The sequence below is a fragment of the Phenylobacterium sp. genome, from assembly GCF_046291545.1.
Classification (GTDB): Bacteria; Pseudomonadota; Alphaproteobacteria; order Caulobacterales; family Caulobacteraceae; genus Phenylobacterium.
Map to the genome: position 1 here is coordinate 537,525 of NZ_JBKBSM010000002.1, position 17,134 is coordinate 554,658.

Sequence of the window (17,134 nt, forward strand, 5' to 3'; positions counted from 1 at the left end):
GTGACAGGCGGCGAGACGATCGCTACACGAGGCCTTGGGGGCGCAGAGGTGTGTTGCTTGGGACGTCCGGTCTTCGCGCTCGCCGCGTTTGCGGCCTGTGGCCTCGCCGCCGCGCCCGCCTTGGCGGCGGACGTGGCCAAGGCGTCCGTGCAGGGGGACCTGCCGGACGACCTGCGCGAGGCGATCGCGCGCGCCATCGGCGAAACCGGCCGGCCCGTGCAGAACCGCTTCGAGGCCCGCCGCCGGGCGCGGGACGCCGGCGAGGACGCGATCGCCGTGCTCCGCTCGGAGGGCTACTACGCCTATGACGTCGAGGCGGACGTCGGCGACGGCGACGCGCCGACGCCGCTGGTGCGGATCGAGCCTGGGCCGCGCTTCACCTTCGCCAATCCGAAGATCGACTGGCTGAATCCCGCGCCGGACGAGGACACCCAGACCGCAGGGCTCAAGGCCATGGCGATCACCGTCGGGGCGCCCGGGCGCGCGGCCGACGTGCTCGCCGCCGAGGGCCTCATCCTGGCCACCGTCCAGCAGCGGGGCTATGCGGACGCCGAGGCCGAAGAGCGCAAGGTGATCGTCGACCATGCCGACGACAGCGTCAGGCCCACATTCCGCATCGCCGCGGGCGAGCTGGTGCGGCTGGACGGGCTGAAGCTGATCACCCGCGGCCGGACCAACCCGCGCTGGCTGGAGCAGCTTTCCACCTGGAAAAGCGGCGACGTCTACGATCCCGAGGACGTGGCCGAGCTGGAACGGCGGCTGCTGGACACCGGCGTCTACGAGGCGGTCACGGTGGCCCTGGCCCCCAAGTCTGACGCCACCGAAGCGGGGCTGCGGCCGATCGTGGTCAGCCTTTCGGACCGCGAGCGGCGGACGCTGGAAGCGGGGGCGAGCTATTCCACCAGCGAGGGCTTCGGCCTGGACACGAGCTGGACCCGCTACAACATCCTGGGCCGGGCCGACACGCTGAAGGCGGTGGCGCGGGTGTCGACGATCGACAGCCGGCTGGGGACGGACCTGTCCCTGCCGCACTGGCGGCGGCCCCAGCAGACGCTGAAGCTGAGCGCCTCGGCCTACGACCGGCGCACCGACGCCTATGACGAACGCGGGGTGGGCGTCAGCGCCGACATCCAGCGGCGGTTCGGCAAGACCTCGTACCTGACCTACGGCGGCGCGCTGGACTTCAGCCACACCGAGGAGAAGCAGACCACGACCCTCAACCCCCTCGGCCGCGACCTGGTGATCCTGTCCGGGCTCGGGGTGCTGTCGCTGGACCGCAGCAACGATCCCCTGAGCCCGACCCGGGGCTGGCGGCTGGACACGCGGCTGGAGCCGACGCTGATCGCCGGGGACGACACCCTGCCGTACCTGAAGGTGGAATCGCAGGCGACCGGCTACCTGCCCTTCGGCGAGGCGGCGCGGACGGTGTTCGCCGGGCGGCTGAAGCTGGGAACCATGGTGGGGGGCATGATCCCCGAGGTTCCGGCGTCCCGGCGGTTCTACGCCGGCGGCGGCGGCTCGGTGCGCGGCTACGCCTACCAGGCGGTCGGGCCGCGCCTGTCGGACAACACGCCCCAGGGCGGGGTGTCGGTGCTGGAGGCCTCGGTGGAGATCCGCCAGCGGATCAGGGGGCGCTGGTCGGCGGTGGCCTTCGTGGACGCCGGCGCCGTGGGCACCGACCAGTTCCCGACCGGCAAGGACCTGAGCACCGGCGCGGGGCTCGGCGTGCGCTACGACCTTGGATTCGGGCCGATCCGCGCCGACATCGCCGTGCCCCTTGACCAGCGGTCCGGGGATGCCGGCTTCCAAGTCTACATCAGCATCGGACAGAGCTTTTGAGCGAGGGGCCCGACACTCCCGGCGCGGCCGCGCCCAAGCGTGAGCGGAGCCCCCGCGTCGGGCGGATCGCGGCGCGGGCGGGGATGATCCTGGCCGTCGTGGCGCTGGTGATCGCCGCCCTGGGCGTGGCCGGGCGGTTCGTGGTGCTCGCCCCCGGGGCGCGCCAGTTCATCGAAACCCGCGTCGACGGGCTCAAGGCCGGCCGCTTCGGGCGGCTGCAGGTGGAGGGGCTGGACGGCGACCTGTGGCGCGACTTCACCGTGCGGCGGCTGGCGATCGCCGACGAGAAGGGCGTCTGGGTCGAGGCCGAGGGGCTGCACATGGCCTGGCGGCCGTCGGCCCTGCTGACGCGGACGGTGGCGATAGACCTCCTGACCGCCCGCCAGGTGCGGGTGCTGCGCCGCCCGGTGCTGGGCCAGAAGACGCCCTCGGGCGGGATGCCGGTCTCCATCCATATCGGCGACCTGCGGACCCGGCTGGAGATGCTGCCGGCCTTCAGCTACGAGCGCGGCGTCTACGACGTGGCCGCCGCCCTGACCCTGCGGCGCAACTCAGGGGGCCAGAGCGGGCGCGTGACGGCGCGCAGCCTGCTGCACGCCGGCGACCGGCTGGAGGCGCGCTTCGACATCGGCTCCAAGCGCCCGCTGCTGATCGACCTGGAGGCGAGCGAGGCCCGCGGCGGGGCCCTGGCCGGAGCGCTCGGCCTGCCGGCGGACCGCCGGTTCGCGATGAGCGTGCACGCCAACGGGCGGATGTCGTCGGGCAAGTTCACGGCGAGCGCCACCTCCGGGGAAGCCACCCCCCTGAAGGCCTCCGGCGCCTGGAGCGAGCAGGGCGGCCAGGCGGACGGGCGGCTGTCGCTCACCGCCTCGGAGCTCACCCGGCCGCTGGCCGACCGCCTGGGCGACGAGGTCAGCTTCATGATCTACGGCCGGCGAACCCCGGGCGAGCTCTTCGCCCTGGACGCGCGGGTCACCTCGGAGAACGTGACCGCCGTCGCCCGGGGGCAGGGGGACATCGGCGAGCGCCGTACGGGGCCGGCCGGCGTGGCGGTGAGGATCGACGTGGACGACCTGTCGCGCCTGACCGGGGTCAAGGGACTGGGCGCGGCGAACGTGGACGGGGTGCTGCGCGGGGAGACCGACGACCTCAGGTTCGAGGGCCAGGCGGACGTGGGCCAGGTGGCCGTCGGCGGCTATGAGCTGCGCCGGGTGTCCGGGCCGATCGCCATCGGCCGCGAGGGCAAGGAGCTGAGCGTCAAGGCGAGCCTGACCGGCGCCGGCGGCGAGGGCGCCGGCTATCTGGCGGCCCTGCTGGGCGCGGCGCCGAAGGCGACGCTGGAGGCGAGGCGGATGCCGAACGGGCGGCTGCTGCTGCGGGAGCTGACCGCCGTCGGCTCCGGGCTGCAGGTGCAGGCGAGCGGCGGGCGCACCCTGCTGGGCGCGCTCACCTTCCGCGGCTCGGCGCGGCTGTCGAACCTGGAGGCCGCCCGGCCCGGCGCCTCGGGCGGGCTTGAAGCCCGCTGGTCGGCGGACCAGTCGCGGGCCAACAGCCCCTGGGCCTTCACCCTCGACGCCGAGGGACAGTCGCTGGCGCTGGGGATCGCCGAACTGGACCGGCTGATCGGCCCGTCGCCGACCCTGACGGCGCGGGCGGGCCTGGACGGGCGGCGCCTGAGCGTGGAGCGCGCGCGGCTGGTGGGCGCCAACCTGGAGGCGCAGACGCAGGGGACCATGGCCGAGGACGGCGCCTTGGCCTTCACCCTGGACTGGAGCGCCCAGGGGCCGCTGCACGCCGGGCCGGTGGAGATCTCCGGCAAGGCGCGGGGGGACGGAACCCTGGGCGGACAGCTCTCGGCGCCCCGACTCGAACTGGTCTCCGACTTCGACCAGATCGATCTGCCGCGGCTGCCGCTGCAGGACGCGCACCTGGTGCTGGTGTTCGCCCGGGGCGAGGACGGCTCCAGCGGCTCCGCGGCGCTGGAGGCCGACAGCGTCTACGGCGCGGCGGTGGCCCGCACCGACTTCCGCTTTCCGCAAGGCGGCGTGGACCTGACGAACCTGAACGTGGACGCCGGCGGCGTGGAGGCCTCCGGCTCGGTGTCCCTGCGGCGCAGGACGCCCTCGGCGGCGGACCTGGACCTGGCGGTGGGCGAGGGGGCGTTCCTGGAAGGCGGGCGGATCGTTGGGGACGTGCGCATCGTCGACGCCCCGGCGGGGCCGCGGGCCGACCTTAAGCTGGTGGCGCAGAACGCGGTCCTGCCCGGCCGGCGCCTGGCGATCGGCGATGCGCGGCTCGACGCGGAGGGACCGCTGGCGCGGCTGCCCTATACGATCGCCGCCGCGGGCGCGGCCGCGCGCACCGGCGACTGGAGCCTGAGCGGGAGAGGCGTCTATTCCGACGGGGAGGGCGCGCGGGAGATCACCTTCGACGGGAGCGGCAAGCTGGGCCGCCGGGAGCTGCGCACGGCCGAGCCGGCCAGGGTGCGCTTCGGTCCGGAGGGCGAGCGCACCGCCCAGATCCAGCTCGTGGCCGCCCGCGGCGGGCGGCTGGACGCCGACCTTCGGCTGCTGGACGGCAGCGCCGACGTGAGCGTGACCGCCGCGGACCTCGACCTTGGCCTGCTGAACGAGGACCTGGGCGGGGCGCTGAACGCCAGCCTGGAGCTCGAGGGCCGGGGCGAGGCGCTGAGCGGCACGCTGCAGGCGCGGCTGAGCGGGGCGCGGGGGCGCGGCGCGGACGCCTCGACCGGGCTGGACGCGACCCTGCAGGCGCGGCTGAGCGGCGACACGCTGACGCTCGCCGCCACCGGATCGAACGCCCAGGGCCTGACCTCAAAGGCCGACTTCGTGCTGCCCGCCGAGGCCTCGGCCGCGCCGTTCCGCGTGGCCCTGGACCGCACCAAGCCGATCCGCGGCTCGTTCTCGGCCGACGGCGACGTGCGCCCGCTGTGGGACCTTCTGGTCGGCGGGGAGCGGACCCTGTCGGGCCATGTGCGGGCCAGCGGCACGGTCGGCGGGACCCTGGCCGACCCGCGGGCGGTGGGCCAGGCGATGGTCGACGGCGGACGCTTCACCGACGGGGCCACGGGGCTGGCCCTGCGGGACCTGACCCTGAGGGCGGACTTCGCGGACAACGCCGTCAACGTCACCGAGGCCAGCGCGGCCGACGGCCACGGCGGCGGGCTGACCGGCGGGGGGCGCATCAGCCTGCTGCGCGAGGGCGCCAGCAGCTTCCGCCTGAACCTGCGCGACTTCCGGGTGATCGACAACGACACGGCCACGGCTTCGGCCTCCGGGCCGGTGACCATCGAACGCGCCGCCGACGGCAAGATGAGGATCTCCGGCGAGCTGCAGATCAACGAGGCCGAGATCGCCGCCGAGCCGCCGACGCCCTCGGGAGTGGTGGTGATGGAGGTGGTCGAGCGCAACAAGCCGGTGGACCTTGAGACGAGCCTGGACCCGCCGGTGCGCTCAGGGCCGGGGATCGCCCTGGACGTGTCGCTGAAGGCGCCGCGGCGGGTGTTCCTGCGCGGCCGCGGACTGGACCTGGAGCTGTCCCTCGACGCCCACGTGCGGGGCACGACCTCCCGCCCGGTGCTGGTGGGCGAGGCGCGGGTGGTGCGGGGCGACTATGAGTTCGCCGGCAAGCGGTTCGAGTTCGACCCGCGCGGGGTGGTCTATCTGGCGACCTCGGCCAAGGACATCCGCCTGGACCTGACGGCCACGCGCTCGGACACCTCGCTGGTGGCGGTGGTGCGGGTGCAGGGCACGGCGGCCAAGCCGGAGATCACGCTGACCTCCACCCCGCAACTGCCCAACGACGAGGTGCTCTCGCAGGTGCTGTTCGGCGCCTCGGCCTCGCAGCTCTCGCCGCTGGAGGCCGCGCAACTGGCCTCGGCGCTGTCGGCCCTGGCGGGCGGCGGCGGGTTCGACGTGATCGGCGGCCTGCGCAACTTCGCCGGCCTCGACCGGCTGGCCCTCGGCGGCGGCGGCGAAAGCGCCGTTTCGGTCTCCGGCGGCAAGTACCTGACCGACGACGTCTATCTGGAGCTGACGGGGGGCGGGCGCGACGGCGCCTCGGCCCAGGTGGAGTGGCGGGTGCGCGACAACCTGTCGATCGTCTCGCGGCTGGGCGGACAGGGGGACGCCAAGCTCTCGATCCGCTGGCGCAAGGACTACTAGGCGCGGCTTGCGGCGTAGGCCTGGGTTCCGCGGCTGTAGACGCGGTCCTCGGGCAGGATCTCGGCGACGCCGAGGTCGGCGGCCCGGGCCAGGCGCGCGTAGATCGGGTCGAAGTCCTGAAGGGTCGCGTCGAGCAGCGCCTGCAGGGACGGCACGACGAAATAGGTCTGCTGGAAGTCGTCGATCCGGTAGGGCGTGCGCATCACCCGCTCCAGGTCGAAGCCGAGCCGGTTGGGGGAGGGATCGTCCAGGGCGAAGATCGATTCGGCCCGCGAGGAGACGATGCCCGCGCCGAAGATCCGCAAGCCCTGATCCGCCTCGATCAGGCCGAACTCGACCGTGTACCAGTAGAGCCGGGCGAGGTTGTGCAGCCGGCCAAGGCCCAGGGCGCGCAGGCCGCCGCGGCCGTAGGCCTGCATGTAGTCGGCGAACACCGGGTCGGTCAGCATCGGCACGTGGCCGAACACGTCGTGGAATACGTCCGGCTCCTGCAGGTAGTCGAGCTGGTCGGCGCGACGGATGAAGCGTCCGGCGGGGAAACGGCGGTTGGCCAGGTGCTCGAAGAAGACCGCGTCGGGGACGAGGCCGGGAACCGCCACCACCGTCCAGCCGGTCAGCCGCCGCAGCTCGCCATTGAGACGGGCGAAGTCGGGGATGCCGGCGTCGTGCAGGTCCAGGGCCTCGAGCCCCCGCAGGAAGGGGTCGCACGCACGGCCCGGCAGGAGCGCGGCCTGGCGCTCATAGAGGGTGACCCAGACCTGGTGCTCCTCGGCGCCGTAGCCGCTCCAGTCCTGGTCGATGGTCCAGTCCGCCCGCGCCCCGGGCGGCGGGATGTCGGGGTGTCCGTCTGCGCCCATGGGGGAACGATGGACCTTGAATGGCGGAAAGTCAGTTCGCAGTCGGCCGCGCAATCGCCGGGGCGCGGAATGGACGTGCGCGATTCGTCGCGGCGACGGCAGAACCGTGCGCGCCGCGCCTGCGCCCCTAGTGCGTGATCCGCGGGCGCAGGGTGTATTGGCCTTCCCGGAACGATTCGAAGATCAGCGACGCCTGCGGATGGCCCACCGGCTGGCCCGTGTCGTCGGGCAGCAGGTTCTGTTCGGAGACGTAGGCCACGTAGGCGTTTTCCTCGTTCTCCGCCAGCAGGTGGTAGAACGGCTGGTCCTTGCTCGGCCGGATGTGCTCGGGAATGGAAAGCCACCATTCCTCGGAGTTGTTGAAGGTGGGGTCGACGTCGAAGATCACGCCGCGGAACGGGAAGATCCGATGCTTCACCACCTGGCCAATTCGGAACTTGGCGAGTCGAGTATCCATGGTGAGGGAATCTAAACCCTGTCTCCTGACCGAGAGGTGAACGTATCAATCATGTGACGGGCGACAAGGGAGCGCCTTTCGGCAGGCGAGCGGTCTTGTTAAAGTCCCGCCTGAAGTGAGGCGCACCGGCTGGGCGCGCCTGCGAAGGACAGGTGCGGTCCATGTCAGAGGCGCCGAGCGCGCCCGGCGCCCAAGTGCGAAGCCGGGGGAAGTCTGCCAGCGAGCAGCCATGTTATGGCGCGCTCGACCTGGGCACCAACAATTGCCGCCTGCTGATCGCCTCGCCCGCAGGCTCGGGCTTTCGCGTCGTCGAGGCCTATTCGCGGATCGTCCGCCTGGGCGAGGGGCTGAGCCAGAGCGGGCGGCTGTCCGAGGCGGCCATGGACCGGGCGCTGGCGGCCCTGAAGGTCAGCGCCGAGAAGGTCCGCCGCCGGCGGGTGGTGCGCTTGAAGGCGATCGCCACCCAGGCCTGCCGCATGGCCGACAACGGCCAGGCCTTCGTCGACCGGGTGGCCGAGGAGACCGGGCTGAAGCTGCAGATCATCACCCCGAGGGAGGAAGCCCAGCTCTCCGTCGCCGGCTGCCTGAACCTCCTGGACCGCAGCGCCGCGGCGGCGCTGGTGGTGGACGTGGGCGGCGGTTCGACCGAACTCTCCTGGGTGGACCTGTCGGACGAGGGGTTCGACGGCGATCCGGGACGCCTGGCGCCGGGCCAGCTGCCGATCCGCGCCTGGCTGTCGGTGCCGATCGGGGTGGTGACGCTGGCCGAGCGGTTCCCCGAGGGCGAGGTCGCCACCGAGGGCTGGTTCCGCCAGATGGTGGAGACGGTGAAGGCTGAGATCGCCGCGTTCCGCCGCGCCGATCCCATGCGCGAGCTGTTCGAGGCCGACCGCGCGCACCTGATCGGCACTTCGGGCGCGATCACCAGCCTGGCGGGGATGCACCTGGGCCTGCGCCGCTACGACCGGGCGCGGGTGGACGGGATCTGGATGAGCCGCCAGGAGTGCGACGCGGCGGCCGGCCGGCTCCTGGCCCTGTCGGCCCGGGAGCGGGCGGAGCAGCCGTGCATCGGCCCCGACCGCGCCGACCTGGTGCTGGCCGGGGCGGCGATCCTGCAGGCGGTGCAGGAGCTGTGGCCCTGTTCGCGCGTGCGGGTGGCCGACCGCGGGCTGCGGGAGGGCATCCTGATGTCGATGATGTCCGAACGGGGCGGGCGGCGGCGTCGCCGGCGCCGGCGCGGGCCGCGGCGGGCGGCGGCGGCATGAGCGAGCCGCCGCGCAAGCGCATGGTGCGCCCGCCCACGGGCGGGGCCGAGGAGGGCCGCGGCAAGCCGGCGCGGCTGAAGACGGCCAAGCTGCGCACGCCGTCCTCCCAGGCCTGGCTGGAGCGGCAGATCAACGATCCCTTCGCCGCCCGGGCGCGGGCCCACGGCTACCGCTCGCGCGCCGCCTACAAGCTGGCGGAGATCGACGACAAGTTCAGGCTGTTGAGGCCCGGCGCCCGGGTCGTCGACCTGGGGCTGGCCCCCGGCGGCTGGACCCAGGTGGCCATCGAGCGGGGCGTGACGGCGATCGCCGGCGTGGACCTGCTGCCGGTGGAGCCGCTGCCGCCGGCGCAGATCCTGGAGATGGACTTCACCGATCCGGCGTGCGGGCCGCGGCTGATCGAGCTGCTCGGCGGGCCGCCGGACGTGGTGCTCTCGGACATGGCGCCCAACACCGTGGGCCACAAGCAGACCGACCACCTGAGGATCGTCGGCCTGATCGAGGCCGCGGCCGACTTCGCCGTCGAGGTGCTGAAGCCGGGCGGCGCGTTCGTGGCCAAGGCCTTCCAGGGCGGGGAGACCAGCGAGGTGATCGCACGGCTGAAGCAGCGCTTCGCCGACGTGCGCAACGTGAAGCCCAAGGCCAGCCGGGCGGACTCCTCGGAGGTCTACCTGGTGGCCACCGGCTTCAAGGGGCGCTGAGGCTCAGGCCTCCCACGCCAGCACGCCCAGCTTGCACATCCATATCAGGGTGAGCTGAAGGGGCCCGGGCGGCTCCTCGGGGAAGCGCGCGAGCACCTCGCCGACGGTGAGGGAGCCGGCGGCCTGGATCGCGCCGAAGGCATGGACCGCCCGCGGCAGGGGCGCGCGCCGGTGGGAGGCGACGCGGTCGAGCTCGACGTTGCCGGCGCGGACGAGGTCCTCGAGCCCGGCGCCGGGGCGCACCCGCAGGCGCGTCTGGCGGGTGAGGGTGGCGTTCGGGAAGCCGGCGAAGTCGCGGAAGGGATCGACCACGAAGGGATTGAGCGCCCGACGCCGCGGTTCCGGCGCAGCGGCCGCGCGCATGGCGGCCAGTTCGCCCAGGAGATCGCGCACCTGGCCGATCACCACCGGCCAGTCGAAGGTCGCCGCGGCGTGCGCCCGGGCGGCCGCGCCCATGCGGCGGCGAAGCTCGGGCGAGCGGATCAGCTCGGCCAGGGCCTGGGCCGCGCGACCGACGTCCACGGCGGTGTGTTGAGCGACGGTGCCGACATAGGACTGGTAGGTCTCCACCAGCATCTGGTGCGCCCAGGCTAGCGCCTGGCCGGAACCGTCGACGGGGCCGCCGAGGGTGGGGATCAGGAAACCGGTCTCGCCGTCGCGCACGGTGAAGCGATAGCCGTCCCAGTCGCTGACCACGACGGGCAGGCCGGCGGCCATGGCCTCGACCGGGGTCAGGCCGAAGGTCTCCTGGATGTTGTCGACCAGGGATACGAAGACGTCGGCGCCGGCCCACAGGTCGGCCACGCGGGCGCGGTCGTTGCCGTCCTGGAAGCTGACGGCGACGGAAGGGGCGTAGGCCTCGGCCGCCCCCCGATAGCGGCGCTCGTCCTGATCGCCGTTGGGGAACCAGCCGGCCATGGCGAAATGCACCCGCGCGCCGGTGGCCCGGGCGGCCTCCTCGATGGCGCGGAACATCGGCTGGGGATAGGCCTTCTCGAAGAACGACAGGCGCCCCACCCAGAGCACCAGGACGTCGTCCTCCCCCAGGCCCAGCTCGGCGCGCAGGGCGGCGCGGGCGGCGGGCCGGTCGGCGAGGCTGGCGAAATGCGGCTGGTCGACCCCGAGCGGAATGACCGGCAGCATCGGCCGTGGGCCCGGCTTCCCCTCGAAGCGGTCGGCCAGATAGGCGTCCCAGGCGTCGTACATGGCGCTCATGCCCGCCTGGACGGAAGGGGAGGTGCAGATCTGGGCGTCCCAGGGGCGGGTCGGGGCGATCGCCGCCGTGGCCATGCGCTGGCGGATGGCGGGGGGCGCCAGGGTGTGGATGAAGCCGACCAGGCTGTAGGCCTCGTCGCCCCGGGAGCGGCGGCGCTCAAAGGCCAGATCGTAGAGATCCGGATCCCCGCGCAGCAGGGCGCCGGCGGAGGCCGCGCGCACGGCGGCTTCGGAGCCGCGGCGGGCGACGCGGACCGAGGCGGGCAGGGCGCCCTCGAGCCGCAGGCCGGCCTGCAGGGCCGCCAGGTCGGCGGCCTCCTGCGTGACGAAGGTCAGCGGGTCGTAGCCGCCGTGGCGGACCAGGGCGCGGTAGAGCTCGCGGTTGGCGATGGTGCGGCCGAACGGGTTGCGTTCGACGGCGAAGGTTCCGGCGGGAAGGTAGACAGCGAGACTTGAGGCCACGTCGGCCGATCCTCCGGTCGGGTGCGTGCGCCGCTTCTATCAAAAACCGCCGCCGTGGCGAGGCGGCGCATGCGATCGTCGTCCGCAACGATTATCTCAGCGCCACGAATTGACTCCGGGGCGCTTTGCGAAGATACCCGCCCCGCAAAACGGAGAGTCTCATGGAGATTCGCGAAGGGCTCACCTTCGACGATGTTTTGCTCGAACCCGGCGCATCCGACGTGATGCCCACCCAGGTCGATACGACCACACGGTTCACGCGCGAAATCAGTCTGAACATACCGATCGTGTCCGCAGCCATGGACACGGTCACAGAAAGCCGGCTGGCGATCGCCATGGCCCAGGCCGGGGGCATGGGCATCCTGCACCGCAACCTCACCGTCGAGGAGCAGGCCGACCAGGTGCGCGAGGTCAAGCGCTACGAGAGCGGCATGGTCATCAATCCGATGACCATCCATCCGGACACGACCCTGCGCGAGGTCCGCGAGATCAAGGCCCGGCGCAAGATCTCCGGATTCCCGGTGGTCGAGCCGCAGACGGGGCGGCTGGTCGGCATCCTGACCAACCGCGACATGCGCTTCGAGAACGGCGACGACACCCCGGCCAAGGCGCTGATGACCAAGGACAACCTGGTCACCGTGCGCGAAGGCGTCAGCCAGGCCGAGGCGCGCCAGCTCCTGCGGCAGAAGAAGATCGAGCGGCTGATCGTGGTGGACGACGAGTACCGCGCCGTCGGCCTGATCACCGTGAAGGACATGGAGAAGGCCCAGGCCCACCCGCTGGCGGCCAAGGACGTCCAGGGCCGGCTGCTGGTCGGGGCGGCCTCGACGGTGGGGGACGCCGGCTTCGAGCGGTCGATGGCCCTGGTGGACGCCGGGGTGGACGTGGTGGTGATCGACACCGCCCACGGCCACAACGCCGACGTCGCCCGCGCCGTGGGCCGGCTGAAGCGCGAGACCAACCGGGTGCAGATCGTGGCGGGCAACGTCGCCACCTATGACGGCGCCCGGGCCCTGATCGACGCGGGGGCGGACGCGGTGAAGGTCGGCATCGGCCCCGGCTCCATCTGCACCACGCGGATCGTGGCCGGGGTGGGCGTGCCCCAGCTCACCGCCATCGCCGACGCGACGCGGGCCGCGGCGGGCACCGACGTGCCGGTGATCGCCGACGGCGGGATCAAGTACTCCGGGGACCTGGCCAAGGCCCTGGCGATGGGCGCCCAGGTGGCGATGATGGGCTCGGCCTTCGCAGGCACCGACGAGGCGCCGGGCGAGGTGTTCCTCTACCAGGGCCGCTCCTACAAGGCTTACCGCGGCATGGGCTCGCTGTCGGCGATGTCCCGCGGCTCGGCCGACCGCTACTTCCAGAAGGAGGTGTCGGACGCGCTGAAGCTGGTGCCCGAAGGGATCGAAGGGCAGGTCGCCTACAAGGGGCCGATCAGCGCCATCCTGCACCAGATGGTCGGGGGGCTGCGGGCGGCCATGGGCTACACCGGCTCGGCCACCCTGGAGGACCTGCGCCGCAACGCCCGGTTCATCCGCATCACCGGCGCGGGCCTGCGCGAAAGCCATGTCCACGACGTGATGATGGTGCGCGAGGCGCCCAACTACACGAGCCCGGTCTAGCCGATGAGGACCGCGCCCGAACTGCAGCTCCTGGCCGCCGCGGTGGTCATCGGCCTCGTCCAGTTGCTCTGGGCGACGGTGGCGGGCACCCGCCAGCGGGGCGACCTCTCCTGGGGCATGGGGCCCCGGGACGAGGCGCGGCCGCTGAGCGGCGTGCCGGCGCGGCTGGAGCGGGCGTTCGCCAACTTCATGGAGACCTTCCCGCTGTTCGCGGCGGCGGTGATCGTCGCCTATCTGGCCGCCAAGCTCGGGACCCTGACCCTGTGGGGGGCGGGGCTCTACGTGGCTGCCCGGGCGCTCTACGTGCCGCTCTATGCGGCCGGCGTCCCCGCCCTGCGCTCGCTCGTCTGGGGCGTGTCGCTGGTCGGCGTCCTGATGGTCATTGCGGCGATCTTCCTATGAGGTCGGCCCTTGCGTGACGGCGGACGCCTCGCGGCGGCCATCGAGGTTCTGTCCGACGTCGAACTGCGCCACCGGCCCGTGCGGCTGGCGCTGAAGGCCTGGGGAGAGGGGGCGCGCTACGCGGGCGCCAAGGACCGGGCCTGGGTTTCGGGCCTGGTGCTGGACGTGCTGCGCCGACGCCGGTCCCTGGGCTGGCGGATGGGTGATGAGAGCCCCCGCGCCGCGGCGCTCGCGGCGCTGCGCGTCCTGTGGGGCTGGCCGCTGGAGCGCATCGCCGATACCGCCGCCGAGGCGCCGCACGGACCGGGCGCGCTGACCGAGGCCGAGCGCGCGGCCCTGCAGGCGCCGCGGCCGCTGGACGAGGCGCCGGCGCCGGTGCGCGGCGACTATCCGGACTGGCTGGACGCCTCGCTGCAGCGGGTGTTCGGCGACGCCCGGGCCGAAGCCCTGGCGGCCCTGGCCGAACGGGCGCCGGTGGACCTGCGGGTCAACACGCTGAAGACCGACCCGGAGCGGGCGCTGAAGGCGCTGGCCCCGCTGCACGCGCGCCCGGCGGGCGTGCTGGCGACGGCGGTCCGCATGGACGCGCCCGACCCCACGGCCCGGGGCGGGGCGGTGGAGACCATCCCGGCCTTCTCCAAGGGCTGGTTCGAGGTGCAGGACCTGGGCAGCCAGATCGCGGCGGCGGCGGCCGGAGACGTCCGCGGCAAGCAGGTCCTGGACCTGTGCGCCGGCGGCGGCGGCAAGACCCTGGCGCTGGCGGCCGCGATGGCCAACACCGGCCAGATCTACGCCTATGATTCGGACGCCCGCCGCCTGGCCGACACCATCCGCCGCGGCGACCGCGCGGGGGTGCGCAACCTGCAGGTCCGTTCGCCGGTGAATCCCGATCCGCTCAAGGGGCTGGAGGCGCGCATGGACGTGGTGTTCATCGACGCGCCCTGCACCGGCTCAGGCTCGTGGCGGCGCCATCCGGACACCAAGTGGCGGCTGACGCCGGAGGCCCTGGCGCGGCGCACGGCCGACCAGGACGCGGTGCTGGACGCCGGCGCGGGCTTCGTCAAACCCGGCGGACGGATCATCTACGTCACCTGCTCGATCCTGCCCGAGGAGGACGAGGACCGGGTGGCCGCCTTCCTGGCGCGGCGGCCCGGGTTTGCGGTGCGGCCGGCGCCGGCGCCCGCCGAGCTGGCCGACCGCCTGACGCCCGAGGGCCTTCTGCGCCTGAGCCCCTTGTCCGCCGGCACGGACGGCTTCTTTGTCGCCGTGCTGGAGAAGACCTCATGACCCCCACTCGCACCCGGAACCGCCGCCCATGACCGAACCCGCCCACGAACGCGTGCTGATCGTCGACTTCGGCAGCCAGGTGACTCAACTGATCGCGCGCCGGCTGCGCGAGAGCGGCGTCTATTGCGAAATCCACCCCTACGACAAGGTCGAGGGCATGCTGGAGGCGTTCGCGCCCAAGGCGGTGATCCTGTCCGGCGGGCCGGCCAGCGTGCACGAGGACGAGAGCCCGGCGGTGACCCACAAGGTCTTCGAGCTGGGCGTGCCGGTGCTGGGCATCTGCTACGGCGAAATGACCATGTGCGCCGAACTGGGCGGCCGTGTGGAAGGCGGCCACCATCGCGAGTTCGGCCGGGCCGAGATCCTGATCGAGCGCGAGAGCCCGCTGCTGGCCGGCCTGGGCGAGGTGGGCGCGCGCGAGACCGTGTGGATGAGCCACGGCGACAAGATCACCGCCATCCCGCTGGGCTTCGAGGTGGTGGCCTCCAGCGAGGGCTCGCCCTTCGCGGTGATCGCCGACGAGGGCCGGCGCTTCTACGGCATCCAGTTCCACCCGGAGGTGGCGCACACCCCCCGCGGGGCGCTGATGCTGCGCAACTTCACCCACCGCATCGCCGGGCTGAAGGGCGACTGGACCATGGCCTCGTTCCGCCAGGAGATGGTGGCCAGGATCCGCGAGCAGGTGGGCCAGGAGAAGGTGATCTGCGGCCTTTCCGGCGGGGTGGACTCCTCGGTGGCGGCGGTCCTGATCCACGAGGCGATCGGCGACCAGCTCACCTGCGTGTTCGTCGACACCGGCCTTCTGCGCCTGAACGAGGCCGAGCAGGTCGTGACCATGTTCCGCGACCACTACAATATTCCGCTCGTACACGTTGACGCATCGAAGGAATTCCTGGGGGCGCTGGCGGGCGTCACCGATCCGGAGACCAAGCGCAAGACGATCGGCAAGCTGTTCATCGACGTCTTCGACCGGGAGAGCGCCAAGATCGAGGGCGCGACCTTCCTGGCCCAGGGCACGCTCTATCCCGACGTGATCGAGAGCGTGTCGGCGCGGGGCGGGCCCTCGGCGGTGATCAAGAGCCACCACAATGTGGGCGGGCTGCCGGACTACATGAAGCTGAAGCTGGTGGAGCCGCTGCGCGAGCTGTTCAAGGACGAGGTGCGGGCCCTGGGCGTCGAGCTCGGCCTGCCGCCGGCCTTCGTCGGCCGCCACCCGTTCCCCGGACCGGGCCTGGCGATCCGCATTCCCGGCGAGATCACCCCCGAGAAGGTCGCCGTGCTGCAGAAGGCCGACGCCATCTACCTGGAGGAGATCCGCAAGGCCGGGCTCTACGATTCGATCTGGCAGGCCTTTGCGGTGCTGCTGCCGGTGAAGACCGTGGGAGTGATGGGCGATGCACGCACCTACGAGGACGTGCTGGCCCTGCGCGCGGTGACCTCCACCGACGGCATGACCGCCGACTTCTTCGAGTTCCCCTGGGAGGTCCTGGGCCGCTGCGCCACCCGGATCATCAACGAGGTCAAGGGCGTGAACCGGGTGGTCTACGACGTCACCTCCAAGCCCCCCGGCACGATCGAGTGGGAGTAGAGGGCAAACGGCGGCGACAGCGTAGTTTTGAACTGTACGCGCCTGATCGATTGTCACCTCTGTCCGGTCTCAAATCCACCCGTCGATCTGAATCTTGGGCCGGCTCACCTGCTAAGTAAGCTCTTCGCTGCTTGGGGCTGTAGCGTGCCCAGCCGTAGAAGTCGGCGGGTGGTCGCCCGGCGTTTTCGTTCGATAAAGAGCATCTGCTAAGGGGCGGCCGTCTGCTGTCTGTCGGCTTTCGACCTGAGAGCTGGGTAAAGCTGACGCCCCGGTATGCGGCGCCCGCGATCATTTGCCAAAGGCCAATAGAGGCGGAGCGTGCTGTTGGCGGCGACTGGCGAGGCGGGGTCGTTGGCCGGTGGAAAATCAGGCCCGTGCTTCTTCCCAATGAGGATAGGTCACGTAGGCGGTCAACGCTCCGTCTTTCGATGCACGAATAATGACCCGTTCGCCTTCGGGCATGTAGACAATGTCTCCGGGCTCAGCAGTCACTGTTCCGACGTCGCTCGTGACGGAGACCTTCCCCTCGAGCACAATCATCGTGTCGTAAACGGCGATGACCTCTTCCAAGACCGCTCCCGGGCCATAGCGGCCGAATCCGACCGTAACTGGTCCGCCGTGACGCTGATCCACAAGGTTGGCGGTCTCGATCAGCGCGTCCTGCTCATCCAAGCGCTCGAAAGGGGCGTCGGCGACGGCAAACTTCTGCACGGGCATGGAGTTCCTCCATTTCTTGCTGGGACGCGAAAGCGCGCCGGGCCGGCGCGCATTGGCCTTTGCTCAGCGCTTGACGGCGGCGCCGAGATTGTCGAGCGCGCCAAGCTGCTTCAGCCAGACCGAAAGCTGGTTGTAGCAGTGAAAGGCCTCGACCTTGCCGCTCCTGAGCCGGAACACGTCGCAGCAAGGCACATCGAACGTGCGGCCGGTGGCGGGCAACACGCCTTCACCGGTGTGGAAGTCGCCCGAGTGCGTGCCTTGCAGTCTGAGCTCGACGATCACCGCCTCGCCCGTCGTATAGATCCACAGCAGCTCGCGGTGCATGTCGGGGAAGGCGCCCGAGACAGCCTCAATCAGCTGGCCGACGTCCCGACCGTGCAACCGAACGCCCGAGGACTCGTCCTGAAAGTAGCCGCCCTCGTGGAACAGGGAAGCGAACTTCTCGGCGTCGCGGCGATCGCCTTCGGCCAGCGCGTAGAGCTCTCTGATGATTTCTTCGTTCGTCGCCATGTCGAAATCCTGTTCAAGGTGAGTG

At 71.9% G+C, this 17,134-nt stretch carries 13 protein-coding genes; 8 read left to right on the top strand and 5 right to left on the bottom strand.

The window, feature by feature from the left end; genetic code table 11:
• Nucleotides 1–132: 132 nt before the first annotated feature.
• A complete protein-coding gene (locus ACK4YQ_RS09100) occupies nucleotides 133–1,839 on the top strand; it encodes an autotransporter assembly complex protein TamA (RefSeq protein ID WP_409610529.1) in 1,707 nt (568 codons plus the stop codon).
• Nucleotides 1,836–6,023, top strand: a complete 4,188-nt coding sequence (locus ACK4YQ_RS09105; protein WP_409610531.1) for a translocation/assembly module TamB domain-containing protein — start codon at nucleotides 1,836–1,838, stop codon at nucleotides 6,021–6,023. Before ACK4YQ_RS09100 ends, ACK4YQ_RS09105 begins: the two co-directional genes overlap by 4 nt.
• On the opposite strand, the gene phhA is transcribed toward ACK4YQ_RS09105, so the two are convergent.
• Both phhA and hspQ read right to left on the bottom strand, forming a co-directional pair.
• Complete coding sequence (gene phhA, locus ACK4YQ_RS09110) at nucleotides 6,020–6,880, bottom strand: phenylalanine 4-monooxygenase (RefSeq protein ID WP_409610533.1); 861 nt, start codon at nucleotides 6,878–6,880, stop codon at nucleotides 6,020–6,022. The two genes, ACK4YQ_RS09105 and phhA, sit on opposite strands and share 4 nt — an antisense overlap.
• Before the next feature lie 127 nt (nucleotides 6,881–7,007).
• On the bottom strand, nucleotides 7,008–7,337 hold the full coding sequence (hspQ, locus tag ACK4YQ_RS09115) for a heat shock protein HspQ (RefSeq protein ID WP_409610535.1): 330 nt from the start codon (nucleotides 7,335–7,337) through the stop codon (nucleotides 7,008–7,010).
• A gap of 161 nt (nucleotides 7,338–7,498) precedes the next feature.
• On the opposite strand from hspQ, the gene ACK4YQ_RS09120 reads away from it, so the two are divergent.
• On the top strand, nucleotides 7,499–8,602 hold the full coding sequence (locus ACK4YQ_RS09120; RefSeq protein WP_409610537.1) for a Ppx/GppA phosphatase family protein: 1,104 nt from the start codon (nucleotides 7,499–7,501) through the stop codon (nucleotides 8,600–8,602).
• Nucleotides 8,599–9,303 (top strand): RlmE family RNA methyltransferase, encoded by a 705-nt coding sequence (locus ACK4YQ_RS09125; protein ID WP_409610539.1) that lies wholly within the window; start codon nucleotides 8,599–8,601, stop codon nucleotides 9,301–9,303. Before ACK4YQ_RS09120 ends, ACK4YQ_RS09125 begins: the two co-directional genes overlap by 4 nt.
• Nucleotides 9,304–9,306: 3 nt before the next feature.
• Here the strand turns inward: ACK4YQ_RS09125 and ACK4YQ_RS09130 are convergent, their stop codons facing one another.
• Nucleotides 9,307–10,980, bottom strand: coding sequence for a glycosyltransferase family 4 protein (locus ACK4YQ_RS09130; RefSeq protein ID WP_409610541.1), 1,674 nt, complete (start codon nucleotides 10,978–10,980; stop codon nucleotides 9,307–9,309).
• 161 nt (nucleotides 10,981–11,141) lie between these two features.
• On the opposite strand from ACK4YQ_RS09130, the gene guaB reads away from it, so the two are divergent.
• From guaB to guaA, 4 genes are read left to right on the top strand one after another with little or no spacing between them, the layout of a single operon-like run.
• A complete protein-coding gene (guaB, locus tag ACK4YQ_RS09135) occupies nucleotides 11,142–12,605 on the top strand; it encodes an IMP dehydrogenase (protein ID WP_409610543.1) in 1,464 nt (487 codons plus the stop codon).
• 3 nt (nucleotides 12,606–12,608) lie between these two features.
• Nucleotides 12,609–13,007: an MAPEG family protein gene (locus ACK4YQ_RS09140; RefSeq protein WP_409610545.1), complete on the top strand. Its 399-nt coding sequence runs from the start codon at nucleotides 12,609–12,611 to the stop codon at nucleotides 13,005–13,007.
• Nucleotides 13,008–13,016: 9 nt separating this feature from the next.
• Nucleotides 13,017–14,294 (top strand): RsmB/NOP family class I SAM-dependent RNA methyltransferase, encoded by a 1,278-nt coding sequence (locus tag ACK4YQ_RS09145; RefSeq protein WP_409610547.1) that lies wholly within the window; start codon nucleotides 13,017–13,019, stop codon nucleotides 14,292–14,294.
• A gap of 28 nt (nucleotides 14,295–14,322) precedes the next feature.
• Nucleotides 14,323–15,882: a glutamine-hydrolyzing GMP synthase gene (gene guaA, locus ACK4YQ_RS09150; protein ID WP_409610549.1), complete on the top strand. Its 1,560-nt coding sequence runs from the start codon at nucleotides 14,323–14,325 to the stop codon at nucleotides 15,880–15,882.
• 366 nt (nucleotides 15,883–16,248) lie between these two features.
• Here the strand turns inward: guaA and ACK4YQ_RS09155 are convergent, their stop codons facing one another.
• The gene (locus ACK4YQ_RS09155) at nucleotides 16,249–16,599 is read right to left on the bottom strand and encodes a cupin domain-containing protein (protein ID WP_409610551.1); all 351 of its coding nucleotides are present in this window, start codon (nucleotides 16,597–16,599) and stop codon (nucleotides 16,249–16,251) included.
• A gap of 63 nt (nucleotides 16,600–16,662) precedes the next feature.
• Nucleotides 16,663–17,109 carry an ester cyclase gene (locus tag ACK4YQ_RS09160; protein ID WP_409610553.1) on the bottom strand — a complete coding sequence of 149 codons (447 nt, stop codon included), beginning with the start codon at nucleotides 17,107–17,109 and terminating at the stop codon, nucleotides 16,663–16,665.
• Nucleotides 17,110–17,134 lie beyond the last annotated feature (25 nt).